This is a genomic window from Streptomyces tamarix, assembly GCF_032423885.1.
In the GTDB taxonomy this organism is placed as follows: Bacteria; Actinomycetota; Actinomycetes; order Streptomycetales; family Streptomycetaceae; genus Streptomyces; species Streptomyces tamarix.
The window spans coordinates 13,606-40,225 of sequence record NZ_JAWCTQ010000057.1; the positions used below are offsets into that span (position 1 = coordinate 13,606).

The window sequence follows — 26,620 nt, forward strand, 5'->3', positions numbered from 1 at the left end:
GCCTGCTCGCGGCGACGGACGCTCACGTTCCGTCCCCGGGCGGGGTGAGGGCGTCCAGGTCGAGCCGGCGCGTGACGCCGATGGCCTCCAGGAACGGCACGTCGTGACTCGCCACGAGCAGCGCCCCCTCGTACGCCTCCAGCGCCTGTGTGAGGCTCCGCACACTCGCCGTGTCCAGGTTGTTCGTCGGCTCGTCCAGCATGAGCAACTGCGGCGCGGGCTCGGCCAGCAGCAGCGCCGCCAGCGTCGCCCGGAAGCGCTCGCCGCCCGACAGCGTCCCGGCCCGCTGGTCGGCCTTCGCGCCGCGGAACAGGAACCGCGCGAGTCGCGCCCGGACGCGGTTCGGCGTGGCCTCGGGCGCGAACCGCGCCACGTTCTCGACGACGGTCAGCCCGTCGTCCAGGACGTCCAGCCGCTGCGGCAGGAAGCGCAGCGGCACCCGTACGGCCACCTCGCCGGCCCGCGGCTCCAGCTCCCCGGCGATCGTCCGCAGCAGCGTCGACTTGCCCGAACCGTTCCGCCCCACCAGGGCGATCCGCTCCGGTCCCCGCACCTCGAACTCCCCGTCCAGGCGGGCGCCGTGCCGCAGCGCCAGGTCGCGCAGCAGCAGCACGCCCCGGCCCGGCGGCACGGCCGTGTGCGGCAGCTCGACCCGGATCGCCGCGTCGTCCCGTACGGCCTCCACGGCCTCGTCCAGCCGCTCCCGCGCCTGCTCCAGCCGTTTGGCGTGGACGGTCCGCTGCTTGCCGGCCGACACCTGCGCGGCGCGCTTGAGGTTGCCCGCGACGATCGGCGGCACGGCCTTCTGCGCGGCGCGCTTCTCCCCGTACCTCTTGCGCCTCGCCAGCTTGGTCTGCGCCTCGGTCAGTTCGCGCCGCTGCCGGCGCACGTCGGACTCGGCGGCGCGGACCGTCCGCTCGGCCGCCTCCTGCTCGGCGGCGACGGCCTCCTCGTACGCGGAGTAGGGACCGCCGTACCAGGTCACCTCGCCGTCGCGCAGCTCCGCGACGCGGTCGACGCGCTCCAGCAGCTCCCGGTCGTGGCTGACCACGACGAGGACGCCCGGCCAGGCGTCGACCGCCGCGTACAGGCGGCGCCGGGCGTGCAGGTCGAGGTTGTTCGTCGGCTCGTCGAGCAGCAGGACGGCGGGCCGCGCCAGGAGCAGGGCGGCGAGCCGCAGCAACACGCACTCGCCGCCCGAGACCTCGCCCGTGGTGCGGTCCAGGCCGACCCGGTCGAGCCCGAGCTGGTCGAGCGCGGCGCGCGCCCGCTCCTCCACGTCCCAGTCGTCGCCGACGGCCGCGAAGTGCTCCTCGCTCACGTCGCCCGACTCGATGGCGTGCAGGGCGGCCCGCGTGCCGGCGATGCCCAGGGCCTCGTCGACCCGCAGCCGGGTGTCCAGCGCGGCGTCCTGCGGGAGGTAGCCGACGTCCCCGGCGGCGCGGACGGTCCCGGCGACCGGTGCCAGCTCGCCGGCCAGCAGTTTCAGCAGGGTCGACTTGCCCGACCCGTTCCGGCCGATGAGGCCGGTGCGGCCGGGGCCGACCGCGAGGTCCAGCCCGTCGAGGACGGGGGTGCCGTCGGGCCAGGCGAAGGTCAGGCCGGTGCAGGAGAGGGCGGGGTGGGCGGGGGGAAATGACATGAGCGTCTCCCGGTTGCGTGAGATGAGGGGCCAGGGCAACGGGTGAGACACCGGGGAGGCGACCGGGAGGGGCGGCGGCACACCGCGCCGGCGACCGCCGAAGCGGCGGTGCGGGAAGGCGGGGGACGGGCTCGTACGCCGAGGTCGCACACGGGCGGCACGCACGGCGCGCGAAGGCGCGGCGGTGCGGCGGCACGGTGTCTCAAGACCTCAGACGAGCAATGTCCTACTCCGATCGACGGCTACAGGGCCGGGAGCCACGTTAGGGCGGGCCGGGCGCGGACGGCAAACGATTTACGGCCCCCGCCGTCCCGCGGCCCCCGCGCTCCCCGCCGTCCCCCCGGTCAGGACGCGTCGCGCAGCAGCCGGGCCAGGTCGCGGTCCAGGTCGAGGAAGAGGGGCTCGCACCCGAAGGGCACCACGTGTTCGGTGCGGCGCAGGAAGCGGCGGACCTCGCCGGTGCGGACGTGGACCACGGCGACGCCCTCGGCGGCGCGGAGCTCCACCGCCGTCCGGTCGTGGCCGAACGGCCGGATCCGCACGTCACCGACGCCGGCGGGCGCGTCCGTCCCCGCCGCGAGCAGCTCGCGGGAGAACTCCCAGACGGCCTCCGCCCCGTCGAGGGTCGCCGGGGCGGGGAAGACCATGCGGACCGCGAAGGGGTCGGCGGGGTCGTAGCGGAGGACGGCCGGGACGACGTCCGCGCGGGGCGCGGACGCGACGAGGCGGGCCCGCAGGGCCTGTTCGATGACGGTGGACACGTCCGGCTCCCTCGTAGGTCTCCTCTTCGGTCTCCTCTTCACGCAGGAGGACGGTGGATCCGGCCGCGCCGTGCACCGCCCGCCGCCGTGACCCGCGTCACGCGAGGGCGCCGGGCGGACGGGGCGCCCGGCGGCCCCGCCACCGGTCCGTGCGGTTCCGGGCCGCCGCACCCCCGGCTCCCGGTGCCGGACCTCGGCCCCCGGCCCCCGTCACCGGTCCGTACGGCTCCGGAACCCGGCGGGCAGGGGCGTGCGGCGCGGACCGCCGTGGGCGGGGGTGCCGATCGCGTCCGGGCGCCCTAGGCTGACGGGCACTATGACGATCATCGACACCCCCGCCGGCTGGCCCGCCGACGAGGCCGGGGCCCTGGCCGTCCAGGACGAACTGCGCGCCCGCGTGGTGCTGGACGAGCCGGGGCCCCCGGTCGGCACGGGCCTGGTGACCGGGGTCGACGTGGCGTACGACGACGAGCGCGACCTCGTCGCCGCTGCCGCCGTCGTGCTGGACGCCCGCACCCTCGACGTGGTCGACGAGGCCACCGCGGTCGGCCGGGTCTCCTTCCCGTACGTGCCGGGGCTCCTGGCGTTCCGCGAACTCCCCGCCGTGCTCGCCGCGCTGGACGCCCTGACGGCCGGACCGGGCCTCGTCGTCTGCGACGGCTACGGGCAGGCCCACCCGCGCCGCTTCGGCCTCGCCAGCCACCTGGGCGTGCTCACCGGCCTGCCGGTGCTCGGCGTCGCCAAGAACCCGTTCGCCTTCACGTACGAGCAGCCCGGCCCCCGGCGCGGCGCCACCAGCCCGCTGCTCGCCGGGACGGAGGAGGTGGGGCGCGCCCTGCGCACCCGGGACGGCGTGAAGCCGGTCTTCGTCTCGGCCGGGCACCGCGTCACCCTGGAGGGGGCCTGCGCCCACGTGCTGGCGCTGACGCCGCGCTACCGCCTGCCGGAGACCACCCGGCACGCCGACGCGCTGTGCCGCCGCGCCCTGCGGGAGGCCGCGGCCCGGCAGGGGAGCGGCGTGTGATCGGCCGCCTCCAGTGCGTGGTCCTCGACTGCCCGGACCCCCTGCGCCTCGCCCGTTTCTACGAGGGCGTGCTGGGCGGCGCGGTGAACCGGCCCGACCCCCGCTGGTTCCTCGACGACGACTGGGCGACGCTCCACCTCGACGACGGGCGCGTCCTGGCCTTCCAGCGCGCCGCCCGCCACCGGCCGCCCCGCTGGCCCGACCCGGACCACCCCCAGCAGTTCCACCTCGACGTCGGCGTGGCCGACCTGGCGCGGGCCCGCGACGAGGCCGTGGCGCTGGGCGCGTCGGTCCTGGACGCGGGCGGCCCGGAGCGGAGCTGGATCGTGTGCGCCGACCCGGCCGGCCATCCGTTCTGCCTCGTACGGGAGTGACCGGCGCGCCCCGCCCGCGCCGCGGCTCAGCGGGCGTCCGCGACCCGGAAACGGATGCCCGCCGCGCGGAGCCGCGCCAGGAGCGCGTCGCCCATCGCGACCGCCGTCGTCACCTGCCCGGCCGTCCTCGGCAGGCCGTCGTCGAAGGCGAGGCACAGCGCCGACTCGGCGAGCATCTTCGCCGTCTCGTCGTAGCCCGGGTCGCCGCCCGACACCTCCGTACACACCCGCCGTCCGCCGCCCTCGCCGACGAACCGCACCCGGAACCAACTGCGCCGCCTGCGCTCCGCGTCCGGCCCGCCGCCCGGCTCGTAACGACCCATCAGCCACCGCCGGGCGGGCGGCGACTGCGCCAGCGCGAAGCACGCGCCCACGGCCGCCACGCCGCCCAGCGCCGTCGGCAGCGTCCGCACCGCCGCGTAGTGCCGGTACCGGAAGTCCGGCCCGTACACCGGCAGCGCCGCCGCCGACCGGGCCACGATCCGCGGGTCCAGCGTCGGCAGCGGCAGCGCCCACGCGCCCGTCTCCCGGCTGAACCGCGGCCCGCCCAGCGGCGCCTCGGCCCGCCGCCCCACCCGCCGCGGCTCGTGCAGCCGCCGCTCCCGCGCCGCCCGCGCCGCCTGCCGGCTCCGGCCCAGGACGGTGAGCGCGGAGGCGAACGTGCCGCCGGAGAAGAAGGCGTTCGTCCGGACGAACCCGTCGACCCGCAGCGGCACGTCCCGCGGCAGCTCCCGCACGGTGAAGTACACGCCCAGGTCGTGCGGGACCGAGTCGAAGCCGCACGCGTGCACCAGCCGCGCCCCCGTCTCCCGCGCCCGCGCGTCATGGCGTACGTACATCAGGTCGACGAACTCCGGCTCACCCGTCAGATCGACGTAGTCGGTGCCCGCCTCGGCGCAGGCGGCGACGAGCGGTTCGCCGTACCAGACGTACGGGCCGACCGTCGTGGCGACCACCCGCGCCGACTCGGCGAGGCCGCGCAGCGCGCCCGCGTCGCCGGCGTCCGCCACCAGCAGCGGCAGCCCGGCGCACACCGGGTGCTCGGCGGCGAGCCGGTCGCGCAACCGCTCCAACTTGTCCCGGTCCCGTCCGGCGAGCGCCCAGCGGCAGCCGGCCGGCGCGTGCGCGGCGAGGTACCGGGCGGTGAGCTCCCCGACGAACCCGGTCGCCCCGAAGAGAACCACGTCGAACGCCCGTGCCGTGCCGTTCCGCGTGTCCATCCCGTCTCCTTCGCCGCTGCTTGGGTGGGCTGCCGTGAGGAGGCAGAGGCTAGCGCCCGCGCCGCCCCCGCCTTCCCGGGGCGCCGTCCGCGCGGGCCCGCCCACAGGGGTTGTGCGCGGGGGAACCCGTTCTTAACATCATCACTGTTACAGCGGAAGTGTCACAGTGGCGTGGCGAGGGGGCCGGATGACGGCGGCGACGGGGAACGGCCCGCTCTTCGGGGTGCGCGTGGTCGAGCTGGCGGGCATCGGGCCCGGCCCGTACGCGGCCATGCTCCTCGCCGACCTCGGCGCCGACGTCGTCCGCGTCGACCGGCCCGGCGGCGCCGACCTCGGCATCGACCCCGCGTACGACCTCACCAACCGCAACAAGCGCTCCGTCCTCGTCGACCTCAAGGCCGACGACGGGCCCGCGACCGTCCTCGACCTCGTCGAACGCGCCGACATCCTCATCGAGGGCTACCGCCCCGGCGTCGCCGAACGCCTCGGCGTCGGCCCCCGCGAGTGTCTCGCCCGCAACCCGGGGCTCGTGTACGGGCGGATGACCGGCTGGGGCCAGGAGGGGCCGCTCGCCCACCGCGCCGGCCACGACATCACGTACATCGCCGTCACCGGCGCCCTCTCCATGATCGGCGCGCCCGGAGAGCCGCCGGCCGTCCCCGCCAACCTGCTGGGCGACTACGCGGGCGGCTCCCTCTACCTCGTCGTCGGCGTCCTCGCGGCGCTGCACCACGCCCGCGCGGAGGGCGGCACCGGCCAGGTCGTCGACGCCGCGATCACGGACGGCACCGCCCACCTCACCACGATGATCCACGGCATGCTCGCGGCCGGCGCCTGGCAGGACCGGCGCGGCGCCAACCTCCTCGACGGCGGCTGCCCCTTCTACGGCACGTACGAGACCTCCGACGGCGGCCACATGGCGGTCGGCGCGCTGGAGCAGCGGTTCTACGACGAGTTCGCCCGCCTCCTCGGCCTCGACGGGCACACCGCCGCCGCCCGCCGCGACCCGGCCCGCTGGGACGAGCTGCGCACCGCCGTCGCCGCCCGGTTCCGCACCCGCACCCGCGCCGAGTGGACCGCCCTGTTCGAGGGCACCGACGCCTGCGTCGCCCCCGTCCTGTCGCTGCGCGAGGCCCCCGACCACCCGCACCTCGCCGCCCGTGGCACGTTCACCGGGCACGGCGGGATCACCCAGCCCGCGCCCGCGCCCCGGTTCTCCGCGACGCAGGGCTCCGTGCGCCGCCCGCCCGCCCGGCCGGGCGCCGACGCCGACGAGGTCGCCCGCGACTGGGACGTACCGAGCATCCACCCCGCCGACAGGAGGCCGATGTGAAGCGCCGGATCTTCGACGCCGAGCACGACGCGTTCCGCGACACCGTCCGCGCCTTCCTCGCCAAGGAGGTCCTGCCGCACTACGACCAGTGGGAGAAGGACGGCATCGTCGCGCGCGACGCCTGGCTCGCCGCCGGCCGCCAGGGACTCCTCGGCCTCGCCGTCCCCGAGGAGTACGGGGGCGGCGGCAACCCCGACTTCCGCTACAGCGCCGTCCTCGCCGAGGAGTTCACCCGCGCCGGAGCCCCCGGCCTCGCCATCGGCCTGCACAACGACATCGTCGGCCCGTACCTGGCGAACCTCGGGACCGACGGGCAGAAGCGCCGCTGGCTGCCCGGCTTCTGCACCGGCGACACCGTCACCGCCATCGCCATGACCGAACCCGGCGCCGGATCCGACCTCCAGGGCATCCGCACCACCGCCGAGGACCGCGGCGACCACTGGCTGTTGAACGGTTCCAAGACCTTCATCTCCAACGGGATCCTCGCCGACCTCGTCGTCGTCGTCGCCAGGACGACCCCCGAGGGCGGCGCCCACGGCCTGTCCCTCCTCGTCGTCGAACGCGGCATGCCCGGCTTCGAACGCGGCCGCAACCTCGACAAGATCGGCCAGAAGGCCCAGGACACCGCCGAGCTGTTCTTCCACGACGTCCGCGTCCCCCGGGAGAACCTGCTCGGCGAGGTCAACGGCGCCTTCGGCCACCTGATGACCCACCTCGCCCAGGAGCGCCTGGCCATCGCCGTCGCCGCCGCGGCGGGCGCCGAGCACCTCCTGGAGGCCACCACGGCGTACGTCAAGGAGCGCGAGGCGTTCGGCCGGCCCCTCGCCAGGCTCCAGCACGTCCGCTTCGAGATCGCCGAGATGGCCACCGAGTGCGCCGTCACCCGCGCCTTCGTCGACCGCTGCATCGAGGACCACGCGGACGGCGGACTCGATGCCGTCCACGCCTCCATGGCCAAGTGGTGGGCGACCGAACTCCAGAAGCGGGTCGCCGACCGCTGCCTCCAGCTCCACGGCGGGTACGGCTACATGAGTGAGTACCCGGTCGCCCGGGCGTTCACCGACGGGCGGATCCAGACCATCTACGGCGGCACGACCGAGATCATGAAGGAGATCATCGGCCGTTCGCTGCTCGGCTGACCCCCACAGACGTTGAAGCGACCCCCGCGACGCGAAAGGCTCGACCAGTGACCACCGAAGCGTACGTGTACGAAGCGATCCGCACCCCGCGCGGGCGCGGCAAGGCCAACGGCTCCCTGCACGGCACCAAGCCCATCGACCTCGTCGTCGGCCTGATCCACGAGCTGCGCGACCGCCTCCCCGGACTCGACCCCGCCGCCGTCGACGACATCGTGCTCGGCGTCGTCTCCCCCCTCGGCGACCAGGGCTCCGACATCGCCAAGATCGCGGCCATCGCCGCCGGACTGCCCGACACCGTCGCCGGCGTCCAGGCGAACCGCTACTGCGCCTCCGGGCTGGACGCGGTCAACACGGCCGCCATGAAGGTCCGCTCCGGCTGGGAGGACCTCGTCCTCGCCGGTGGCGTCGAGTCGATGTCCCGCGTGCCGATGGGCTCCGACGGCGGCGCCTGGATGTCCGACCCGATGACCAACCACGACACCCGCTTCGTCCCGCAGGGCATCAGCGCCGACCTCATCGCCACCGTGGAGGGCTTCTCCCGGCGCGACGTCGACGAGTACGCGGCGCTCTCCCAGGAGCGCGTCGCGACCGCCTGGAAGGAGGGCCGCTTCGACCGGTCCGTCGTCCCCGTCAAGGACCGCAACGGGCTCGTCGTCCTCGACCGCGACGAGCACATGCGCCCCGGCACCACCGCCGACGGCCTCGCCGCGCTCAAGCCGTCGTTCGCCGGCATCGGGGAGATGGGCGGCTTCGACGCCGTCGCCCTGCAGAAGTACCACTGGGTCGAGAGGATCGACCACGTCCACCACGCCGGCAACTCCTCCGGCATCGTCGACGGCGCCGCCCTCGTCGCCGTCGGCTCCCGCGAGGTCGGCGAGCGGTACGGACTGGCGCCGCGCGCCCGGATCGTCTCCGCCGCGGTCTCCGGCTCCGAGCCCACCATCATGCTCACCGGCCCCGCCCCCGCCAGCCGCAAGGCGCTCGCCAAGGCCGGGCTCACCATCGACGACATCGACCTCGTCGAGATCAACGAGGCGTTCGCCGCGGTCGTCCTGCGCTACGCCCGGGACATGGGGCTCTCCCTCGACAAGGTCAACGTCAACGGCGGCGCCATCGCCCTGGGCCACCCCCTCGGCGCCACCGGCGCGATGATCCTCGGCACCCTCGTCGACGAGCTGGAGCGCCAGGACAAGCGGTACGGCCTCGCGACCCTCTGCGTCGGCGGCGGCATGGGCATCGCCACCATCGTCGAGCGTCTTTGACCGTCCCGTCCGAACCCCGTCACGGAAGAAGCACCCATGACCGCCATGCCGACGCGTTCCACCATCCGCTGGGAGCAGGACGAGACCGGCGTCGTCACCCTCGTCCTCGACGACCCCGACCAGTCCGCCAACACCATGAACGAGGCGTTCCGCAGGTCGATCGCGGCGATCGCCGACCGGGCGGAGGCCGAGAGGGACTCCATCCGCGGGATCGTCTACACCTCCGCCAAGAAGAGCTTCTTCGCGGGCGGCGACCTCAAGGACATGATGAGGGCCGGACCGGCCGACGCCCAGCGGGTCTTCGACGCCGCCTGTGACGTCAAGCGCTCCCTGCGCCGCATCGAGACCCTCGGCAAGCCCGTCGTCGCCGCGCTGGGCGGCGCCGCGCTCGGCGGCGGCTACGAGATCGCCCTCGCCTCCCACCACCGGATCGCCCTCGACGCGCCCGGCTCGAAGATCGGCCTGCCCGAGGTCACGCTCGGCCTGCTCCCCGGGGGCGGCGGCATCGCCCGCACCGTACGGCTCATGGGCGTCACGGACGCCCTGCTGAAGGTGCTCCTCCAGGGCACCCAGTACCCGCCGCGGCGCGCCCTGGAGAACGGCCTGGTCCACGAGGTCGCCGACACGCCCGAGGAGATGCTCGCCAAGGCCCGCGCCTTCATCGACGCGCACCCCGAGTCGCGCCAGCCCTGGGACGAGCCCGGCTACAAGATTCCCGGCGGCACGCCCGCGCACCCCAAGTTCGCGGCGAACCTGCCCGCCTTCCCCGCCAACCTGAAGAAGCAACTGAACGGCGCCCCCCTCCCGGCGCCGCGCAACATCCTCGCGGCGGCCGTGGAGGGCTCCCAGGTCGACTTCGAGACGGCGCTGGTCATCGAGTCCCGCTACTTCACCGAGCTCGTCACCGGGCAGACCGCCAAGAACATGATCCAGGCGTTCTTCTTCGACCTCCAGGCCGTCAACGCCGGCCGCAGCCGCCCGCGGGGGGTGGAACCGCGCACGGTCCGCAGGGCCGCCGTCCTCGGCGCCGGCATGATGGGCGCGGGCATCGCGTACGCCTGCGCGAAGGCCGGGATCGAGGTCGTCCTCAAGGACGTCTCCGAGGAGGCCGCCGCCAAGGGCAGGGCACACTCCGAGGAGCTGTGCGCCAAGGCGGTGGAGCGGGGCCGCACCACACGGGAGAAGGCCGACGCGCTGCTCGCCCGGATCCGGCCGACCGCCGACGTGGCGGACCTCGCCGGCTGCGACGCCGTCATCGAGGCCGTCTTCGAGGACACCGCCCTCAAGCACAAGGTGTTCCAGGAGGTCCAGGGCGTCGTCGCGCCCGACGCCCTGCTGTGCTCCAACACCTCGACGCTGCCGATCACCGCCCTCGCGGAGGGCGTGGAGCGGCAGGCCGACTTCATCGGCCTGCACTTCTTCTCCCCCGTCGACAAGATGCCGCTGGTCGAGATCGTCAAGGGCGGGCGGACCGGCGAGGAGGCGCTGGCCCGGGCGTTTGACCTCGTCCGGCAGATCGGCAAGACGCCGATCGTCGTCAACGACTCGCGCGGCTTCTTCACCTCGCGGGTCATCGGCCAGTTCCTCAACGAGGGCGTGGCCATGGTCGGCGAGGGCGTCGAGCCCGCGTCGGTCGAGCAGGCGGCGGGCCAGGCCGGGTACCCGGCGAAGGTGCTGTCCCTGATGGACGAGCTGACCCTGACCCTGCCCCGCAGGATCCGCGACGAGACGCGGCGGGCGGTGGAGGAGGCGGGCGGCACCTGGCGGACGCACCCGGCGGAGGCCGTCATCGACCGCATGGTCGACGAGTTCGGCCGGCCGGGCCGCAGCGGCGGCGCCGGCTTCTACGACTACGACGACAACGGCCGGCGGACCGGCCTCTGGCCGGGGCTGCGGGAGCACTTCACCACGCCGGACGCGGCCGTCCCGTTCGAGGACATGCAGGAGCGGATGCTGTTCTCCGAGGCGCTCGACTCGGTCCGCTGCCTGGAGGAGGGCGTCCTCACCTCCGTCGCCGACGCCAACATCGGCTCCGTGATGGGCATCGGCTTCCCCGCCTGGACCGGCGGCGTGCTCCAGTACATCAACGGTTACGAGGGCGGGCTGCCCGGCTTCGTCGCGCGGGCGCGCGAGCTGGCCGAGCGGTACGGCGAGCGGTTCGAGCCGCCGGCGCTGCTGGTGGAGAAGGCCGCGCGGGGCGAGACCTTCACGGACTGACCCCTCCGGCCCGTCGCGCCTCCGGGGCGCCGGGAGCGGACGCCGGGCGGCCGCTCCCGGGGACGGCCGCCCGGGAAACCCGGAACGCGGCCCGCAACTCGTCCGTCAGGGACCGCTGGAAGGCCGTGACCAGCGCCTGCACCACCAGCGGCTGCATGTGCGCGGACAGCGACTTCATCGCCTTGACGTGCTGCGGGTCCTCCGGGTCCGTCTCCCGCTCCCGGTACGGGCTCCACACCTCGTCCCGGAACAGCCGGGTCAGTTCCTGGGCCGCCTCGCGGGTGTGCTCGACCAGCACCTCGCGGGCGGCCACGATCGTGGCGCGCGGGATCGGCACGTCGAGCAGTTGCAGCCCGAGCCGCAGCAGTCCGGGGTCGACGCGGAGGAGGCCCTCCTCGTCGGGGCCGGCGAGCACGTCCATGGCGGTGAGCAGTTCCATGTCCGCGTCGGTCAGCTCGCGCCCGGCCCGCCGCTCCAGCTCGGCGCGCGTCAGGCGCTCCGCGGCGTCCGGCGACCAGGTGGCCACGAGGGCCCGGTGGATGGCCAGGTCGTGGGCGTTCACGTCCGGCGGGAGCTGCTCCAGGTACCGCTCGATCGCCGCGAGGGTCATGCCCTGGTGCTGGAGCTCCTCGATGAGCGCCAACCGCGCCAGGTGCTCGGGCCCGTACCGGCCGACGCGGCGGGGGCCGATGACGGGCGGCGGCAGCAGCCCGCGCGTGCTGTAGAAGCGGATCGTGCGGACGGTGACGCCCGCGCGCGCGGCGAGCTCGTCCACGGTGAACGGCGGCTGCTGCGTCTCGGTCGCCACGGGGCCCTCGTTTCCACTGCGGTGTCGCACTGCTGCCACAGTATTGCTGTCTCACCACCGCTGTGAAAGTGCGCGGGGGCCGGTTGTCAGTGGCGGCCCGTACGGTGGCGGGCATGACGGGAACGGGGATCCGGTACACGAAGGGCGACGCGACCGCGCCGCTCGGCGGGGGCGTCAAGATCATTGCGCACGTCTGCAACGACCTGGGCGGCTGGGGCAAGGGCTTCGTCGTCGCCCTCTCGCGCCGCTGGCCCGAGCCGGAGGCCGCCTACCGCCGCTGGCACCGCGAGCGCGCGGGCAACGACTTCGGCCTCGGCGCCGTGCAGTACGTCCAGGTGGGGCCGTACCTGTGGGTGGCCAACATGGTGGGCCAGCGGGGGATGCGCACGGGAAGCAACGGCGTCCCCGTGCGGTACGGGGCGATCGACACGGCTCTCGCCGCGCTCGCGGGCAAGGCCGTCGAGCTGGGTGCGTCCGTCCACGTGCCGCGCATCGGCTGCGGTCTCGCGGGCGGCCGCTGGTCGCGCGTCGAGCCGCTGATAGCCGAGCGCCTGGTGGCGCGCGGCATCCCGGTGACGGTCTACGACCACGACGGCTGAGCCGGCCGGCCCGCCGTCAGCGCGGCCCGACGGCCGGGGCGATCAGCAGGAGCACGGCGGCGGGGAGGAAGAGGGCCGTCCCGGCCATGGCGCCCACCAGCACCCACAGGCAGAGGGCGAGCCCGAGCAGGAAGCACGTCCAGGAGAAGGCGCGCGGGTACCGGCCCAGCAGGAGCGGCAGCGGTACGGGCAGGGCCGTCAGGAGGAACAGTCCCCCCAGGGGCGTGTCCAGGCCCGTGAGGAGCGGGGGCAGGGCCGCCAGCACGGCCAGCGCGACCACCGCGCGCGGGAGCCCGCGCACCCGGGGCCGCGCGTTCGCTGCGGCGTTCACGGCGCCCCCTCCCGGTCGGTCTGAACGCGTTCAACCTACCGTGCGCCCGCCGGCCGGCAAATCCCGTTGCCGTCCGCCGCGTGCGGATGGTCGGGTGTCCCCATGGACAACGCGGAGGCACTGGCCCTGTTCGACCGGCGGGTGCGGCGGGAGGCCCGGCCGGACGGGCCCGGGTGCCGGGTCGAGCGGGCCGGGAACGTCGTCCGGCAGACCGGCCCGGCGGAGGCGTGGAACGGCGTGTTGTGGACCGGCCTCACGGCCGCCACGGCGGACCGCGCGATCGAGGAGCAGGTCCGCCACTTCACCGCTCTCGGTCGGGAGTTCGAGTGGAAGCTGTACGAGCACGACGAGCCGCACGACCTGGGCGACCGGCTCCGTGCCGCGGGCTTCGCGGCCGGACCGCGCGAGGCCCTCATGGTCGCCGAGACGGCCCGGATCGCCGCCACCGCCGCCCCGCCGCCCGACGGCGTGGAGCTGGTTCCCGTGACGGACGCCGCCGGGGTGGACCTCATGGTGGACGTCCACGACCGGGCGTTCGGCACGGACGGCTCCCACCTGCGGCAGCGGCTGCTCCGGCAGCTCGCCGAGCGGCCCGGCGCGGTGGTCGCCGTCGTCGCCGTGGCGGCCGGCCGGCCGGTCAGCTCGGCGCGCATGGAGACGGTGCCCGGCACCGGCTTCGCCGGCCTGTGGGGCGGTGGCACCGTACCGGAGTGGCGGGGCAGGGGCCTCTACCGCGCCCTCGTCGCCCACCGGGCCCGGATCGCCGCCGCCCGCGGCTTCCCCTGGCTCCAGGTCGACGCGTCCGACGACAGCCGCCCCGTCCTGGGCCGCCTCGGCTTCGCGGTGCTGTCCACCACGACCCCGTACGACTACCGCCCGGACGCCACGACCGGGTAGTGGTCCGACAGGTCGGTGTACGTGTACGTCCGGCCCCAGCTGGTCACCGTCCAGGGGGCGCTCCGCTCCTTGACGACCAGGTTGGTCCAGCCGGCCGGGCGGGCGTGCCCGGCGCGGTGCAGCACGTGGTCGAGGTCCTCGCGCGGGTCGTCGGGGTAGCGCTCGGCGGCGATGGAGTTCTCCGCCGTGTCGAAGGAGTACGGGTGGCCGGTGCGGGCGTCGGCGTCGGCCAGGCCCGCGTCGGCGAGCATCGTCGCGTACTCCGGGGTGCGGGAGTCCACGTTGAGGTCGCCCGCCACGATCACCTGCTCCGACGCGGGGATGCCCTTGCCGTCCAGGAAGGCGTCCACCGCCCTGAACTGCCGCGCCCGGACCCGCGCCGCCTCGCCCGCCGAGCACCCCGGGTCGGTCGACTGGGCGTGGGTGCCCACCACGTGGACCCGCGTGCCCCGCACGTCCAGCACCGCGTACACGAAGCCCTTGTTGGAGTACCGGTCCGCGCCGCACGCGTCCTGGTAGACGTACTGCTCCTTGCGCAGGACCGGCCACCTGCTCAGCAGCGCCACCCCGCCGTCCTCCGGGGTGGTCGGGGAGTAGGCCCCGCCCGTCGCGTCCCAGCCGGACGTGCCGCGGCCCATCACGGGCGTCCGGTACGGGTACGAGGAGGCCGCGTTCTTCAGCAGCGCGTCCGACGCGGTGTTGTCGAACGCCTCCTGGAGCACCACCACGTCGTTGCCCTGGAAGAACGGCGCCGCCGGGATGGCCTTCGCGCGGTGGTCCTGCCCCCAGTTCGGGTAGAGGGCGCGACTGAAGAGGAAGGCGTTGTACGTGAGGACCCTGAGGTTCGGCGCCGCCCCGGCCGCGGCGGGGGAGGCGACCGCCGGGGGCGCCGCCGCGGCCAGCGACACGGCGGCGAGCGCGGCGGACACCGCGGCGGACAGGACGGCGCGCGGGACGCGGCGGAGCACGGAACACGACGGGGGAAGGGGCACGGCGACTCCCTCGGGGAACGGACGGGGCGCCGCACATCAAAGCAGCCGCGGTTACTCTCGGGTAGATACCGGGTGGAGGAAAACTTGCGGAGAACGGGCGGCCCGGCGAAAATCCGCCGACGGAACCCCATCGATCCCGCCACACCCTCACCGCCGCCGTTCGCATACGGGAAGTCCACCGGGCGGACACCGGCCCGCCACCTCGCACCTTCGGAGCAGCGCCCATGACCGAGGCCCCCCGCCACCCCGCGCCACCGCCCCCCGGAGGGGTCCTGTGGAGCCTCGCGGGCGACGTGCGCGGCCTGCTCATGCTGCCCTCGGCGCTCGCCCTCCAGGTCGCCCACCCGGCCGTCGGCGCGGGCGTCGACGAGCACTCCGTCTTCCGCACCGACCCGTGGGGCCGCGCCGAGCGCTCCCTGCGCTCGCTCCAACTGTGGGTGTACGGCGGGGAGGCCGCCGCCGAGGAGGGCCGGCGCCTGCGCCGCCTCCACCGCGCGATCCGGGGCACCGACGCCCGCGGCCGCCCGTACCACGCCCTCGACCCGGCCTTCTACGCCTGGGTCCACGCCACCGGCTTCCCCGTCCACCGCCACGCGGCCCGTTACCTTTTCCGCCCGATGACCGAGGAGCAGGAGCGGCGGTTCTACGCCGAATGGCTCCAGGTCGGCCGGATCCTCGGCATCCGCGACCGCGACATGCCGCAGACGATCGAGGAGTTCTGGCCGTACTACCGCAAGGTCCTCGCCGACGAGATCGAGACGACCGCCGTCGTCCGCGACCTGCTGGCCACCGACGTCCCGCTCCCGCCGCCCGACCGCGGCCCCCTGCCGGTCCGGCTCCTCCTGCGCCTCCTGTGGCCCCTGCTGTGGCCGCGCGTCGCCCGCTTCCGCGCCTTCGCCATCGCGGGCTTCCTGCCGCCCGAGGCACGCGAGGCGATCGGCGTGGAGTGGTCGGACGCCCAGGAGCGCGCGCTGCGCCGCCTCGCCCGGGTCGTGCGGGCCGTCGTGCCCGCGCTCCCCGAGCGGCTGCGCTACCTCCCCCTGGCCCGGGAGGCGCGCCGCGCCCACCGCCTCAGCCGGGCAGCCCACCCCGCGCGATGACGTCCGCGTACCAGCGGGCGCTGTCCTTGGGCGTGCGCCGCTGCGACGCGAAGTCGACGTGGACGACGCCGAACCGCTTGCCGTAGCCGTACGCCCACTCGAAGTTGTCCAGCAGCGACCACAGGAAGTACCCGCGCACGTCCGCGCCGTCCGCGAGGGCCCGGTGTACCGCGGTCAGGTGCTGGCGCAGGTATGCCACCCGCTCCGGGTCGTGGACGTCGCCGGACGGATCGGCGTAGTCGTCGTACGCCGCGCCGTTCTCGGTGATCATCAACGGGACGTGCGGCAGTTCGTCGCGCAGCCGGGTCAGCAGCTCGTACAGCCCGTCCGCGTCCACCGGCCAGTCCATCGCCGTGCGCGGCCCCGGCGCGGGCGCGAACCGGACGTGCTCCTCGGCGCCCGGCCAGGGCGACGGCCCCTCGTGGGAGCCGGCCGCGACGACGGTGGGGGAGTAGTAGTTGATCCCCAGCGAGTCCACCGGGGTGGCGGCCACCGCCAGGTCGCCGTCCCGGACGAACGACCAGTCCGTCAGCGCCGCCGTGTCCGCGACCAGGTCCTCGGGCAGCCGCCCGTGGAACACCGGGTCCAGGAACACCCGGTTGCCGAGCGCGTCGATGCGGCGCGCCGCGTCCCGGTCCGCCTCCGAGCCGGTCAACGGCCGCACCGCGTGCAGGTTCAGCGTCAGCGACACCTCCGCCGACGCGGGCAGCGCCGCCCGCAGCGCCCGTACGGCGAGGCCGTGCGCCAGGTTGAAGTGGTGCGCGGCGCGCAGGGACGCGGCCGGGTCCGTACGGCCCGGGGCGTGCGCCCCGGAGGCGTACCCGAGGAACGCGGCGCACCACGGCTCGTTCAGCGTCGTCCAGGTGGCGACCCGGTCGCCCAGCGCGTCCGCCGCCAGCGCCGCGTACTCGGCGAACCGCCCGGCCGTGTCCCGGTGCGGCCAGCCGCCGGACCCGCCGGCCGACGGGGTTTCCAGCTCCTGCGGCAGGTCCCAGTGGTAGAGGGTGGCGACCGGCCGGATGCCCGCCGCGCGCAGCTCGTCCGTCAGCCGGCGGTAGAAGTCCAGGCCCTTCTGCGAGGCCGGGCCGCGCCCGGTGGGCTGCACGCGGGACCAGGAGACGGAGAAGCGGTAGTCGGTGACGCCGAGGTCCCGCATCAGCGCGACGTCCTCGGCCATCCGGTGGTAGTGGTCGGCGGCGATGTCGCCCGTGTCGCCGTTGCGCACCTTGCCGGGCGTCCGGCTGAAGGTGTCCCAGATGGACGGGGTCCGGCCGTCCTCGGCGGCGGCGCCCTCGATCTGGTAGGCGGCGGTGGCGGTGCCCCAGCGGAAGCCGGCGGGGAAGGCGAGCCCCGTGGCCGGGCGAAGCCGTGCGTCGACAGCGGTCATGAGGAGGGAACTCCCGGGAGTCGGAGGAGGAAGGGGAGGAGAGGGCGAGGAGGGTGGGGAGGGGAGGGAAAGGGAGAGAAGGGAGATGAAGGGGAGAGGCGCAGGGGTGAGGGGGCGTCAGCCCTTGACCGCGCCCTGCATGATGCCGCCGACGATCTGCCGGCCCAGCAGGCCGAAGACCAGCAGCACGGGCAGGGTGCCCAGCAGGGTGCCCGCCATGATCACGGACTGGTCGTGGACGTAGCCGCCGCCGAGTTGACGCAGCGCGACCTGCACGGTCGGGTTCTGCGACGACAGGGCGACGATCGGCCAGAAGAAGTCGTTCCAGGCGGCCATGAACGTCAGCAGTCCGAGGACGGCCATGCCGGGCCGCGCGATCGGCACCACGATCGACCAGAAGATCCGCGCGGTCGACGCCCCGTCGACCCGCGCCGCCTCGATCAGCTCGTCCGGCAGCGTCTGCACCAGGAACTGCCGCATGAAGAACACCCCGAACGCCGAGACCAGGCCCGGCAGGATCACCGACTGGAGCTGGTTCACCCACTGGAGCTCGGCGATCACCATGAACAGCGGGATCACCCCGAGCTGCGGCGGGATCATCATCGTGCCGACCGTGACCGCGAGGAGCGCGCCCCGGCCGCGGAAGCGCAGCTTGGCGAAGGCGAACCCGGCGAGCGTGCAGCACAGCACGGTGCCGACGGTGATGGATCCGGACACGACCAGCGAGTTGATCAGCGCCGTGCCGATGTCGGCCTCCTCGACCACCGCCTCGATGTTGCGGACCAGGTTCGGGCCCGGCAACAACACCGGCGGCACCTGCGCCAGGTCGGCGTTGGACCGGCTGGCGGCGACGACCGTCCAGTAGAACGGGAAGGCCGAGACGAGGACGGCGAGGACCAGGATCGCGTACGTGATCCTGCCGCCGTGCGACGTGCGCCCCGCGCGCGTGGTCATCGGCCGGCCTCCTTGCGGGAACGGCGGCGCGCGAGCAGGGCGTTGGCCCCCACGAGCACCACGATGAGAAGGAACATCACCCAGGCGATGGCCGCGGCCCGCCCCAGGTGGAAGAAGCCCCAGCCCTGCTCGTACAGGTAGAGGCCGAGCGTCTGGTACTGGTGTGAGACGCCGCCGGAGACGGAGCCCTCGTAGAGCAGCGGCTCACCGAACAACTGGGTGGCGCCGATCGTCGACACGACGACCGTGAAGACGATCGTCGGCCGCAGCCCGGGCAGCGTCACGTGCAGGAACTGCCGCCACCGGGAGGCCCCGTCCATCTCCGCGGCCTCGTACAGCTCGCTCGGGATGGACTGCATGCCGGCCAGGTAGATCAGCGCGTTGTAGCCGGTCCAGCGCCAGACGACGATCGACGAGACGGCGATCTGCGAGGCGACCGTCCCCGTCTGCCAGTCCACCGGGCCGATCCCCACCAGCCCGAGGGCGTAGTTGACCAGTCCGAAGTCGCGGCCGAAGAGCTGCGCGAAGACGAGCGTCGCCGCGGCGACGGAGGTGGCGTACGGCAGGAGCATCGCCGTGCGGAAGAAGGTCCGCCCGCGCAGCTTGTAGTGGAGCAGGTGCGCCAGCCCCAGCGCCATGACGAGCTGCGGGACCGTGGAGAGCACGCCGATGGTGAACGTGTTGCGCAGCGCGGTCCAGAAGAACTCGTCGGCGAACAGCGCCGTGTAGTTGCCGAGCCCGCGCCACTCCATGTCGCCGGGGGTCTGCAACTCCACCCGGTAGAGCGACACGAAGGCGGTGTACACGAGGGGGAAGAGCCCGAAGGCGGCGAAGAGGGTGAAGAACGGGGCGATGTAGGCGTACGGCGAGACGGTCGCCCAGGCCCGGCGCACCGCCGAGGGGCGGGCGGCCTCGGCGGGGGGCGGGGACGGCGGCGCGGCGGTGCCCGCCGGAGCGGTCAGGGTCACGGTGCGGCCCTTCGGGGGTCGGTGGGGCGGTGGGACGGCGGGTCGGCGGGGTCGGTACGGGGGAGGGGCCGCCGGGCGGGCAGCGCCCGGCGGGAGGGGCGCCTCGTGTCAGCCCATGACGTTGTCGACGCCCTTCTTCGCGTTGGCCCAGGCCCTGTCGGGGGCGGTGCCCTTGCGTTCGACCTCGCTCAGCGCGTTGGTGATCTGGTCGGCGACGTTCTTGTCGTGCACGCCGAGCACCTGCACCGGCGCCTCCTTCGCGGCGTCGCCGAAGATCTTGCCGATGGGCGCGTCGGAGAAGTACGGGTCCTTGGCGTCGGCGACCTCGGCGATGGCGCCGGTCGAGGAGGGGAAGTTGCCCTGCTTCTCGAAGAGCTTGACCTGCTGCGCCGGTGCCGTCAGCCACTCGATCAGCTCGTACGCCTCCTTCTTGTGCCGGGCCGCGCGCGGCACCGCCAGGTAGGAGCCGCCCCAGTTGCCGGCGCCACCGGGCAGCTCGGCGATGTCCCACTTGCCCCTGCCGGCCTCACCGGCCTGGCCCTTGATGTAGCCGAGCATCCAGGCGGGGCACGGGAGGGTGGCGAAGGAGCCGGCGGCGAACGCCTGGTTCCACTGCGGCGACCACTGGTCGAGCTTGGCGCTCAGGCCCGCCCGGGCGGCCTCGGTCGCGGCGTCCCAGGCGGCCTTGACGGCCGGGTTCTCCTCGTAGATCAGCTTGCCGGAGGCGTCGTAGTACCGCTCCTCCTCCTGGCCGATCATGATCGTGTAGAGGCTGCCGACGCTGTCCAGCCAGGCGCTCCCGGCGGGGGCCTTCGCCTTGTACTGCCTGCCGAGCTCCAGGTAGCCGTCCCAGGTGGCCCACTTCCCGGCGAGCTCCTCGCGGTCCGTGGGCAGCCCGGCCCGCTCGAACAGGTCGGTGCGGTAGCACATGGCCTCCGGGCCGACGTCGGTGCCGAGGCCCAGCACACGGCCGTCCCCGGTGGTGGCCGCCGACCACTTGGCCCGGGCGAACCGGTCCTTGAGGTCCTTCGCCCCGTACTTCCCGAGGTCCTCGAACTTGTCGGCCTGCTGCCGGGTGACGGAGGCGATGCGGCCGACCTCGATGCCCTGGACGTCGGCGAGCCCGCCGCCGCCCGCCAGCCGGGTCTGGAGGGACTTCCAGTAGTCCTGCTCGTCCTCGGTGTCGGTCTGCTTGATCGTGACGCCGGGGTGGAGCTTCTCGTACTCGGCGTACAGCCCGGCCTCCTTGTAGCCGAACGAGCCGAACAGGTCGACGGTGATCGTGACCTTGCCGCCCGCGGCGTCGGACGAACCGTCCGGTGCGCCGGATCCGCAGGCGGCGAGCAGGGCTCCGGCGAGCGTGACCGCGCCGAGTCGGACGGCGGCCCTTCTGGCGGCTCGGGCGATGGGCATGAGAAGCCTCCCTTGGCTTCGATCGAGCGATGAACACCCTTGAGAGCGCTCTCACAAATGTGGGGGGAGCGTGCCCCGGCGGGCCGCGCCGCGTCAAGCCCCGAACGGACAACTGCGGTGCCGCCCGCCAAATCCCGGGCCTGCCGCCTGTATTGACAGCCCTGTTTCAGGAGTTTTACGTTCCAGGCAGTTGAGAGCGCTCTCGACACTCTCCCCCCCACCCTCACCACTGAGGTGACCCCCATGAGAACCCCCCGCTCAGGCCTCGTCGCCCTGGCGGCGGCCCTGGCCGCCGTCGGCCTCACGGGCCCGGCCGCCGCCCCCGCTTCCGCCGCCACCGTTCCGGTCGGAGCCGGCAGCCACTCCGACACCCGCCCGCCCGGCACCACCGGCCCGACCACCAACACCGGCACCCCGGTCACGCCCAAGGTCACCCCCGCGGCCCAGGGCAAACCGGTCCCCACCAACGACTGGTGGTCGTCCCTCGCCTTCCAGCGCTACGGCGACAACCCGTACTCCACCCCCATGTACGGCCACCCGCTCACCTACCAGGCCACCGCCGCCGGCCTCGACATCGGCTACCCGACCACCCCGGCGGTCGTCGGGGACGGACGGCAGTACGAGTTCGCCCACAAGCGCGACCTCACCCTCGGCCTGACCGGCCTCAACGCGCCCGACGCCAAGGCCGACGCCTGGTCCGACTGGACCGTCACCCCGTACTGGTCCGACGGCACCCGCACCCTGCGCGCCACCATCGGCCACGGCCTGCCCTTCGTGTACGCCAAGGGCACCGGCGGCGACGCCCGCGTCACCACCGCCTCCGCGCCGACCGTCTTCGCCGACCGGGGCAACGTCCTCGGCATCACGGTCGCCGGCCACCACTACGCGCTGTTCGCGCCGACCGGCGCGGACTGGACGGTCTCCGGCTCGACCCTCACCGCGGGCCTGGCCGGCAAGGACTACTTCTCGCTCGCCGTGCTGCCCTCCACCGGGGCGCTGGACGCGTTCGGGAAGTACGCCTACAGCTTCGTCACCGGCTCCCAGGCGAGCTGGAGCACGAGCGGCGGCACCGTCCGGGCCACCTACACGCTCACCACCCAGCCGCAGGAGGGCACCGAGACGGGCACCCTCCAGGCGCTCTACCGCCACCAGTGGCTGCACACCGCGGACCCGCTCACCGCGTACACGTACGTCTCCCCGCGCGGCACCATGAAGGTCCGCGAGTCCCGCACCTTCACCACCAGCCAACGCGCCGCCCCCGTCCTGCCCGCCCTCCCCAAGGCGTCCGGCACCGACGCGGCCCGGCTGCGCGGTTACCTGAACGAGGTCGTGAGCGCCTCCGACCCGTTCTCCGGCGCCACCGACACGTACTGGACCGGCAAGGCCCTCGGCCGGCTCGCCCAACTCGTCCCGATCGCCGAGCAGGCCGGTGACACCGGCGTCCGCGACCGGCTCCTCGGGCTGCTGAAGGGCCGCCTCCAGGAGTGGTTCACCGCGGGCGGCGCGTCGGAGTTCAGCTACGACCGCACCTGGCGGACCCTGATCGGCTACCCCGCCTCGTACGGCAGCGACAGCGAGCTCAACGACCACCACTTCCACTACTCGTACTACGTGTACGCGGCGGCCGTCGTCGCCCAGTACGACCCGGCCTGGGCCGCGGACTCGGCCTGGGGCGGCATGGTGAAGACCCTCGTCCGGGACGCCGCCAACCCCAGCCGCACCGACTCCGCCTTCCCCTTCCTGCGCGGCTTCGACGTGTACGCCGGGCACAGCTGGGCCTCCGGCCACCAGGGCTTCGCCGCGGGCAACAACCAGGAGTCGTCGTCGGAGTCCACCAACCTCAGCGCCGGACTCGTCCTGTGGGGCGCCGCGACGGGCGACACCGCCCTGCGCGACCTCGGCACCTACCTCCTCACCACCGAGTCCGAGGCGATCAGCCAGTACTGGTTCGACGCCGACCAGCAGGTCTTCCCCGCCTCCTTCGGCCACGACACGGTCGGCATGGTGTGGGGGAGCGGCGGCGCGTACTCCACCTGGTGGACCGCCAACCCCGAGGAGATCCACGGCATCAACGTCCTCCCGGTGACCGGCGGCTCCCTGCACCTGGCCGCCCGCAAGGACGCGATCCGCCGCAACCTCGCCGAGATGGAGCGCGAGAACGGCGGCCCGGCCGTCGAGTGGCGCGACGTCCTGTGGGAGTTCCAGTCGCTCGCCGACCCGGCGACCGCCAAGGCGAAGTGGGACGTCGGCCACGCCGCGTACACCCCGGAGCAGGGCGAGTCGAAGGCGCACACGTACCACTGGCTGACCACCCTGGACACCCTCGGCGCGCCCGACCCGTCCGTGACGGGCGACCTGCCGACGTCGGCGGTCTTCACCAAGGGCACGGTACGGACGTACGCGGCGCACAACCACGGCCCGGCCGCCCGCACCGTCACCTTCTCCGACGGCGCGAAGCTCACCGTCCCGGCCCGCTCCACCGCCACCGGCACCGGCACGGGCGGCACGGACCCGGGCCAGCCCGGACCGTCCACCGGCAACACGTTCCAACTGCGCACCGGCGGCACGCTGACCACCGCGACCGGCGCCGCGGCCGGCGCCGACACGATCGCCTCCGCCTCCGGCGGCAACCACGACGGCACCCCGCACCTGCCGCTCGTCTACGAGGCGAAGGGCGTCAACGGCACCCTCCAGCCGGGCGCGGCCACGGCGTTCCGTCTCCAGGTCGACGCGGGCACCGGCGTCGCGCTCGGCCAGCAGGCGCGGATCAGCTACGACCTCACGGGCGACGGGACGTTCGACCGCGTGGAGACGTACCACTACTTCGCGACGGACCCGGTGCCGGGCTGGGAGGAGTACACGCAGGCACGCGGACTGAAGGCGGTCACCGGCGCGCTCGGCGACCTCCGGAACGGCACGGTCCGCCTGGAGGTGTGGCACGCCATCGGCAACGGCACGGCCCGCCTCCAGACGGGCACGGACCGCTCGGTCCTGGTCATCCCGTACGCGTGAGGCCCACCCGCGCGTGCGCCGCGCCCGCGGCCCGCGCGCGCCGCGCCCGCGATCCTCGCGTGGGGCTCGTCGCGACCCGCGCGCGAGGATCGCACGACCCCCGCCCGCGCCTCGCCCGCGTCCCGCGCGTGAGGCTCACGCGGACGCCCGGCGGACCAGCTCCGTCGGCGTGATCACCGACCTCGGGGCGGAGTGCGCCGCCCCGGGGTCGCCGTCCTGGCTGAGGGCGCGCATCAGCAGCCGCACCATCAGCCGGCCCATGCCCTCGATGTCCTGCCGGACCGTCGTCAGCGGCGGGTCCGTCACCTCGGCGACCGACGCCATGTCGTCGAAACCGACCAGCGCCACGTCCCGCGGCACCCGCAGCCCCCGCTCGCGCAGGACGCGCAGGGCGCCGGACGCCATCAGGTCGTTGCCCGCGAACACCGCGTCCAGCCCCGGCCGCCGCTCCAGCAGCTCGGCCATGGCCCGGGCGCCGCTCTCCTCCGTGAAGTCGCCCTGCGCGACCAGGTCCGGGTCGGCGTCCAGCAGGACGTCCCGGTAGCCGGCCAGCCGGTCCATCGCCGAGGTCTGGTCGCGCGGTCCCGCGATGTGCGCGATCCGCTCGCGGCCCTGGCCGACCAGGTACCGCACGGCCTCCCGGGCGCCGCCGCGGTTGTCGGCGTCCACGTACGGCACGGCCAGCTCACCGGTCGCGCCCGGCCAGCCGGGACGCCCGCCGAACACGGTGGGCACCTGCACGCGGCGGACGATCGACGGCAGTTCGTCGTCGTCGTGCACCGAGAAGGCCAGGGCTCCGTCGACGTGGCCGCCGCCCAGGTAGCGGGCGATCCGCTCGTAGTCGCCGGCGCCCTCCACCCACAGCAGCACCAACTGCGAGTCGTGCGCGGTCAGCTCGCGGCTGATGCCGCGCACCTGCTGCTCGAAGAACGGGTCGGAGAAGACGCGGAACTCCGGCTCCGCGATGATCACCGCGACGGCGCCGTTGCGCCGGGTCACCAGGGTCCGGGCCGCGTGGTTCGGGATGTAGCCCAGTTCCTCGACGGCCCGCCGCACCCGCTCCACCAGCGGCTGGCGCACCCCCGCCCCGCCGTTCACGACGCGCGACACCGTCGCCCGGGACACCCCGGCACGGGCCGCGACGGCTTCGAGCGTGGGACGGGCCCCCGGGCTCGGATCGGGCAAGGCGGACTCCTCAGGGCGGTTGCGGCAAGGCGTACGCCGGTCAGAATATCCGGTCCTCACGGTCATGAGAGCGCTCTCACGCGGCTGTGGGGCAGCTCTGCCCCGCCCCCGCCGCGACGGACCCGGGCCCCCGCCCCGGGGAGGGGGCGGCGACCCGGGAGGTGGGGCCGGACGCGGGGCTAGGGCATGTCCTGTCGATCTGACTGGCTGAGTAAAACCAGGTGCGGCCGGTCGCCGCGATGGTGTGCGATGCCGGACATGACGATCGTTCTGAACGAGCCCGGCGTCGACGGGCTGGCCGGGGTTGTGGACGCCCTCCGCGTATGGCAGGACGACCGCACGCCGCTGCAACTCCATCCAGGAGACCTCGGCTGGGCCTGGGCGCTGGGCGCGGAGAGGCTGGCCGCGGCCGTCCGCACCTGGAGCGTGGACGGACGGATCATTGCCGTCGGATACCTGGACGCCCCTGATGTGCTGCGCCTGACGACCGCGCCGGACCTGCGACGGGACGGTGATCTGGCGCGCCGACTGCTGGCGGACCTCAATGATCCGGAGCGCGGGGTCCTGCCGCCCGGGAAGGTCGACCTCGAAATCCCCAACGGCGCCCTGCCCCGCGAGGTCCTCTTGGAGGCGGGCTGGAATCCGGGCGAGCCGTGGACGCCCCTGCGTCACGACCTCGCCGAGCCGGTGAAGGACGCCGGCCTGCGGGTCGAGGTAGCCGGTCCGGAGACGGCGGGGGTGCGGACCGCAGTGCACCGCTCGGCGTTCGGCAGCCCGAGGTTCACCGAGGAGGTCTGGCACGTCCTCGCGGCCGGGCCGGTCTACGCCGACGCCCGCTGCCTGATCGGCTACGACGACCAGGACAACGCGGTGGCCGCGGCGACGGTCTGGTCGGCCGGGCCCGGCAAGCCCGGCCTGCTGGAGCCGGTGGGCGTGCACGCCGACCATCGCGGTCGCGGCTACGGGACGGCGATCAGCGCCGCCGCTGCGGCGGTGCTGCGTGAACTGGGTGCGTCAAGCGCACTCGTCAGCACCCCGAGCTCAAACGCTGCCGCCGTCGCCACCTACAGGGCGGCCGGATACGAGCCGTCGTCCGAACGGCTGGACGTCAGCCGAGCCGCCTGAAAATGATCAGGCGGCGGTATCGGGCAGGCCGCGTCGCTGCCCCTGGCCGGGGCCGAACGCCCTTTGAGGACATGGGGTGGGTCGGGGGTTCGATGATGGTCGGATGATTCGTCGTGGCGAATCGACCGATGTGGCCTGGGTGCGGATCGTGCCGCTGTTGCCGCGCTCCCACGGGCGTCGTGGCCGGTGGCGGGATCATCGCCAGGTCATCGACGGGCTCTTGTGGAAGGTGCGCACGGGTGCGCCGTGGCGGCACCTGCCGGAGCGGTACGGGCCGTGGGAGACCTGCCGTGAGCGGCTGCGCCGGTGGACGGCGGATGGGACCTGGGATCGGATCCTCACGCAGGTCCAGGTGCACGATGATGCGGTGGGGGCGATCGAGTGGGTGGTGTCGGTCGACTCCAGCATCGTCCGGGCCCATCGGCATGCGGCAGGGGCCCGGAAAAGGGGGGGGCACGTGGCCGGTCGCGCCGGTCGGCGGCGAGGCACTGGGACGATCCCGCGGCGGGTTGAGCACCGAGGTGCACCTGGCTGTGGACGGGCGCGGCCGTCCACTGTCGATCCTGCTGACGCCCGGGCAGGCCGGTGACGACCCGCAGTCGGTGCCGCTGCCGGAGGTGATCCGGGTGCTCCGGCCGGGACCGGGCACCCCCGGTCGCGGCCGGATCGGGTCATCGCGGACAAGGCGTACTCGCATCCGCCTATCCGCGCCGAGCTACGCCGGCACCGAATCGCCACCGCCCTCCCCGAGCGCGCCGATCAGAAAACCCGGCGCCGCGGCCGGCCACCGTGCTTCGACCGCACCCTCTACCACGACCGGAACGTAGTCGAGCGCTGTTTCGACCGGTTCAAGCGGTGGCGGGGGGGGGGGGGCCCC

23 protein-coding genes and 1 pseudogene are annotated in these 26,620 nt (G+C 74.3%); 13 read left to right on the forward strand and 11 right to left on the reverse strand.

Features of this window, described 5'->3' with window-relative positions; genetic code table 11:
- Nucleotides 1-22 precede the first annotated feature (22 nt).
- Together RND61_RS29365 and RND61_RS29370 are read right to left on the reverse strand one after the other, a co-directional pair.
- Nucleotides 23-1,642: an ABC-F family ATP-binding cassette domain-containing protein gene (locus RND61_RS29365; RefSeq protein WP_315881180.1), complete on the reverse strand. Its 1,620-nt coding sequence runs from the start codon at nt 1,640-1,642 to the stop codon at nt 23-25.
- A 344-nt stretch (nt 1,643-1,986) separates the two neighbouring features.
- On the reverse strand, nt 1,987-2,403 hold the full coding sequence (locus RND61_RS29370; protein WP_315881181.1) for an SsgA family sporulation/cell division regulator: 417 nt from the start codon (nt 2,401-2,403) through the stop codon (nt 1,987-1,989).
- A gap of 316 nt (nt 2,404-2,719) precedes the next feature.
- Here RND61_RS29370 and RND61_RS29375 point away from each other — a divergent pair, with 316 nt between their 5' ends.
- Together RND61_RS29375 and RND61_RS29380 are read left to right on the forward strand one after the other, a co-directional pair.
- Nucleotides 2,720-3,427 (forward strand): endonuclease V, encoded by a 708-nt coding sequence (locus RND61_RS29375; protein ID WP_315881182.1) that lies wholly within the window; start codon nt 2,720-2,722, stop codon nt 3,425-3,427.
- Nucleotides 3,424-3,801 (forward strand): VOC family protein, encoded by a 378-nt coding sequence (locus RND61_RS29380; RefSeq protein ID WP_315881183.1) that lies wholly within the window; start codon nt 3,424-3,426, stop codon nt 3,799-3,801. Before RND61_RS29375 ends, RND61_RS29380 begins: the two co-directional genes overlap by 4 nt.
- Nucleotides 3,802-3,827: 26 nt before the next feature.
- Here the strand turns inward: RND61_RS29380 and RND61_RS29385 are convergent, their stop codons facing one another.
- Entirely contained in the window at nt 3,828-5,021 is a 1,194-nt protein-coding gene (locus tag RND61_RS29385) for a saccharopine dehydrogenase family protein (RefSeq protein ID WP_315881184.1), read from the reverse strand.
- A gap of 187 nt (nt 5,022-5,208) precedes the next feature.
- Here RND61_RS29385 and RND61_RS29390 point away from each other — a divergent pair, with 187 nt between their 5' ends.
- The 4 genes from RND61_RS29390 to RND61_RS29405 are packed head-to-tail and all read left to right on the forward strand — an operon-like array spanning nt 5,209 to nt 10,972.
- Complete coding sequence (locus RND61_RS29390; protein ID WP_315881185.1) at nt 5,209-6,354, forward strand: CaiB/BaiF CoA transferase family protein; 1,146 nt, start codon at nt 5,209-5,211, stop codon at nt 6,352-6,354.
- Nucleotides 6,351-7,493 (forward strand): acyl-CoA dehydrogenase family protein, encoded by a 1,143-nt coding sequence (locus RND61_RS29395; protein ID WP_315881186.1) that lies wholly within the window; start codon nt 6,351-6,353, stop codon nt 7,491-7,493. The genes RND61_RS29390 and RND61_RS29395 overlap by 4 nt, the downstream gene beginning before the upstream one ends.
- 47 nt (nt 7,494-7,540) lie before the next feature.
- Nucleotides 7,541-8,755, forward strand: coding sequence for an acetyl-CoA C-acetyltransferase (locus RND61_RS29400; RefSeq protein ID WP_315881187.1), 1,215 nt, complete (start codon nt 7,541-7,543; stop codon nt 8,753-8,755).
- A 45-nt stretch (nt 8,756-8,800) separates the two neighbouring features.
- Complete coding sequence (locus RND61_RS29405) at nt 8,801-10,972, forward strand: 3-hydroxyacyl-CoA dehydrogenase NAD-binding domain-containing protein (protein WP_315881201.1); 2,172 nt, start codon at nt 8,801-8,803, stop codon at nt 10,970-10,972.
- Here the strand turns inward: RND61_RS29405 and RND61_RS29410 are convergent.
- The gene (locus tag RND61_RS29410) at nt 10,962-11,780 is read right to left on the reverse strand and encodes a MerR family transcriptional regulator (protein ID WP_315881188.1); all 819 of its coding nucleotides are present in this window, start codon (nt 11,778-11,780) and stop codon (nt 10,962-10,964) included. The two genes, RND61_RS29405 and RND61_RS29410, sit on opposite strands and share 11 nt — an antisense overlap.
- A gap of 113 nt (nt 11,781-11,893) precedes the next feature.
- On the opposite strand from RND61_RS29410, the gene RND61_RS29415 reads away from it, so the two are divergent.
- On the forward strand, nt 11,894-12,379 hold the full coding sequence (locus tag RND61_RS29415) for a macro domain-containing protein (RefSeq protein ID WP_315881189.1): 486 nt from the start codon (nt 11,894-11,896) through the stop codon (nt 12,377-12,379).
- A 16-nt stretch (nt 12,380-12,395) separates the two neighbouring features.
- Here the strand turns inward: RND61_RS29415 and RND61_RS29420 are convergent, their stop codons facing one another.
- On the reverse strand, nt 12,396-12,710 hold the full coding sequence (locus RND61_RS29420; protein ID WP_315881190.1) for a hypothetical protein: 315 nt from the start codon (nt 12,708-12,710) through the stop codon (nt 12,396-12,398).
- Nucleotides 12,711-12,812: 102 nt separating this feature from the next.
- Here RND61_RS29420 and RND61_RS29425 point away from each other — a divergent pair, with 102 nt between their 5' ends.
- The gene (locus RND61_RS29425; RefSeq protein WP_315881191.1) at nt 12,813-13,607 is read left to right on the forward strand and encodes a GNAT family N-acetyltransferase; all 795 of its coding nucleotides are present in this window, start codon (nt 12,813-12,815) and stop codon (nt 13,605-13,607) included.
- Here the strand turns inward: RND61_RS29425 and sph are convergent.
- Nucleotides 13,580-14,599 (reverse strand): sphingomyelin phosphodiesterase, encoded by a 1,020-nt coding sequence (sph, locus tag RND61_RS29430; RefSeq protein ID WP_315881192.1) that lies wholly within the window; start codon nt 14,597-14,599, stop codon nt 13,580-13,582. The genes RND61_RS29425 and sph overlap by 28 nt on opposite strands.
- 224 nt (nt 14,600-14,823) lie before the next feature.
- Between sph and RND61_RS29435 the strand changes: the two genes are divergently transcribed.
- Nucleotides 14,824-15,699: an oxygenase MpaB family protein gene (locus tag RND61_RS29435; protein WP_315881193.1), complete on the forward strand. Its 876-nt coding sequence runs from the start codon at nt 14,824-14,826 to the stop codon at nt 15,697-15,699.
- On the opposite strand, the gene RND61_RS29440 is transcribed toward RND61_RS29435, so the two are convergent.
- The 4 genes from RND61_RS29440 to RND61_RS29455 form a co-directional block, all read right to left on the reverse strand.
- Nucleotides 15,671-17,086 carry a GH1 family beta-glucosidase gene (locus RND61_RS29440; protein ID WP_315881194.1) on the reverse strand — a complete coding sequence of 472 codons (1,416 nt, stop codon included), beginning with the start codon at nt 17,084-17,086 and terminating at the stop codon, nt 15,671-15,673. The two genes, RND61_RS29435 and RND61_RS29440, sit on opposite strands and share 29 nt — an antisense overlap.
- A 117-nt stretch (nt 17,087-17,203) precedes the next feature.
- Nucleotides 17,204-18,040: a carbohydrate ABC transporter permease gene (locus RND61_RS29445; protein ID WP_315881195.1), complete on the reverse strand. Its 837-nt coding sequence runs from the start codon at nt 18,038-18,040 to the stop codon at nt 17,204-17,206.
- Nucleotides 18,037-19,008, reverse strand: coding sequence for a carbohydrate ABC transporter permease (locus RND61_RS29450; RefSeq protein WP_391654408.1), 972 nt, complete (start codon nt 19,006-19,008; stop codon nt 18,037-18,039). Before RND61_RS29450 ends, RND61_RS29445 begins: the two co-directional genes overlap by 4 nt.
- Before the next feature lie 108 nt (nt 19,009-19,116).
- Nucleotides 19,117-20,421, reverse strand: a complete 1,305-nt coding sequence (locus tag RND61_RS29455; RefSeq protein WP_315881196.1) for an ABC transporter substrate-binding protein — start codon at nt 20,419-20,421, stop codon at nt 19,117-19,119.
- 243 nt (nt 20,422-20,664) lie between these two features.
- On the opposite strand from RND61_RS29455, the gene RND61_RS29460 reads away from it, so the two are divergent.
- Entirely contained in the window at nt 20,665-23,433 is a 2,769-nt protein-coding gene (locus RND61_RS29460) for a glycosyl hydrolase (RefSeq protein ID WP_315881197.1), read from the forward strand.
- Between the two features lie 135 nt (nt 23,434-23,568).
- Here RND61_RS29460 and RND61_RS29465 read toward each other — a convergent pair whose 3' ends face one another.
- On the reverse strand, nt 23,569-24,618 hold the full coding sequence (locus RND61_RS29465) for a LacI family DNA-binding transcriptional regulator (RefSeq protein ID WP_315881198.1): 1,050 nt from the start codon (nt 24,616-24,618) through the stop codon (nt 23,569-23,571).
- A 258-nt stretch (nt 24,619-24,876) separates the two neighbouring features.
- On the opposite strand from RND61_RS29465, the gene RND61_RS29470 reads away from it, so the two are divergent.
- The 3 genes and pseudogenes from RND61_RS29470 to RND61_RS32795 all read left to right on the forward strand — a co-directional run.
- Nucleotides 24,877-25,743 carry a GNAT family N-acetyltransferase gene (locus tag RND61_RS29470; protein ID WP_315881199.1) on the forward strand — a complete coding sequence of 289 codons (867 nt, stop codon included), beginning with the start codon at nt 24,877-24,879 and terminating at the stop codon, nt 25,741-25,743.
- 103 nt (nt 25,744-25,846) lie between these two features.
- The gene (locus RND61_RS32790) at nt 25,847-26,332 is read left to right on the forward strand and encodes an IS5 family transposase (protein ID WP_391654411.1); all 486 of its coding nucleotides are present in this window, start codon (nt 25,847-25,849) and stop codon (nt 26,330-26,332) included.
- A gap of 75 nt (nt 26,333-26,407) precedes the next feature.
- Nucleotides 26,408-26,620: pseudogene (locus RND61_RS32795) on the forward strand (transposase); the annotation flags it as partial.

What these genes read in the sequence shown, in the direction of transcription:
- RND61_RS29365 (WP_315881180.1), bottom strand. Translation starts at nt 1,642, where the DNA reads ATGTCATTTCCCCCCGCCCACCCCGCCCTCTCCTGCACCGGCCTGACC.
- RND61_RS29375 (WP_315881182.1), top strand. Translation starts at nt 2,720, where the DNA reads ATGACGATCATCGACACCCCCGCCGGCTGGCCCGCCGACGAGGCCGGG.
- RND61_RS29385 (WP_315881184.1), bottom strand. Translation starts at nt 5,021, where the DNA reads ATGGACACGCGGAACGGCACGGCACGGGCGTTCGACGTGGTTCTCTTC.
- RND61_RS29390 (WP_315881185.1), top strand. Translation starts at nt 5,209, where the DNA reads ATGACGGCGGCGACGGGGAACGGCCCGCTCTTCGGGGTGCGCGTGGTC.
- RND61_RS29405 (WP_315881201.1), top strand. Translation starts at nt 8,801, where the DNA reads ATGCCGACGCGTTCCACCATCCGCTGGGAGCAGGACGAGACCGGCGTC.
- RND61_RS29415 (WP_315881189.1), top strand. Translation starts at nt 11,894, where the DNA reads ATGACGGGAACGGGGATCCGGTACACGAAGGGCGACGCGACCGCGCCG.
- RND61_RS29425 (WP_315881191.1), top strand. Translation starts at nt 12,813, where the DNA reads ATGGACAACGCGGAGGCACTGGCCCTGTTCGACCGGCGGGTGCGGCGG.
- RND61_RS29435 (WP_315881193.1), top strand. Translation starts at nt 14,824, where the DNA reads ATGACCGAGGCCCCCCGCCACCCCGCGCCACCGCCCCCCGGAGGGGTC.
- RND61_RS29440 (WP_315881194.1), bottom strand. Translation starts at nt 17,086, where the DNA reads ATGACCGCTGTCGACGCACGGCTTCGCCCGGCCACGGGGCTCGCCTTC.
- RND61_RS29445 (WP_315881195.1), bottom strand. Translation starts at nt 18,040, where the DNA reads ATGACCACGCGCGCGGGGCGCACGTCGCACGGCGGCAGGATCACGTAC.
- RND61_RS29455 (WP_315881196.1), bottom strand. Translation starts at nt 20,421, where the DNA reads ATGCCCATCGCCCGAGCCGCCAGAAGGGCCGCCGTCCGACTCGGCGCG.
- RND61_RS29460 (WP_315881197.1), top strand. Translation starts at nt 20,665, where the DNA reads ATGAGAACCCCCCGCTCAGGCCTCGTCGCCCTGGCGGCGGCCCTGGCC.
- RND61_RS29470 (WP_315881199.1), top strand. Translation starts at nt 24,877, where the DNA reads ATGACGATCGTTCTGAACGAGCCCGGCGTCGACGGGCTGGCCGGGGTT.
- RND61_RS32790 (WP_391654411.1), top strand. Translation starts at nt 25,847, where the DNA reads ATGATTCGTCGTGGCGAATCGACCGATGTGGCCTGGGTGCGGATCGTG.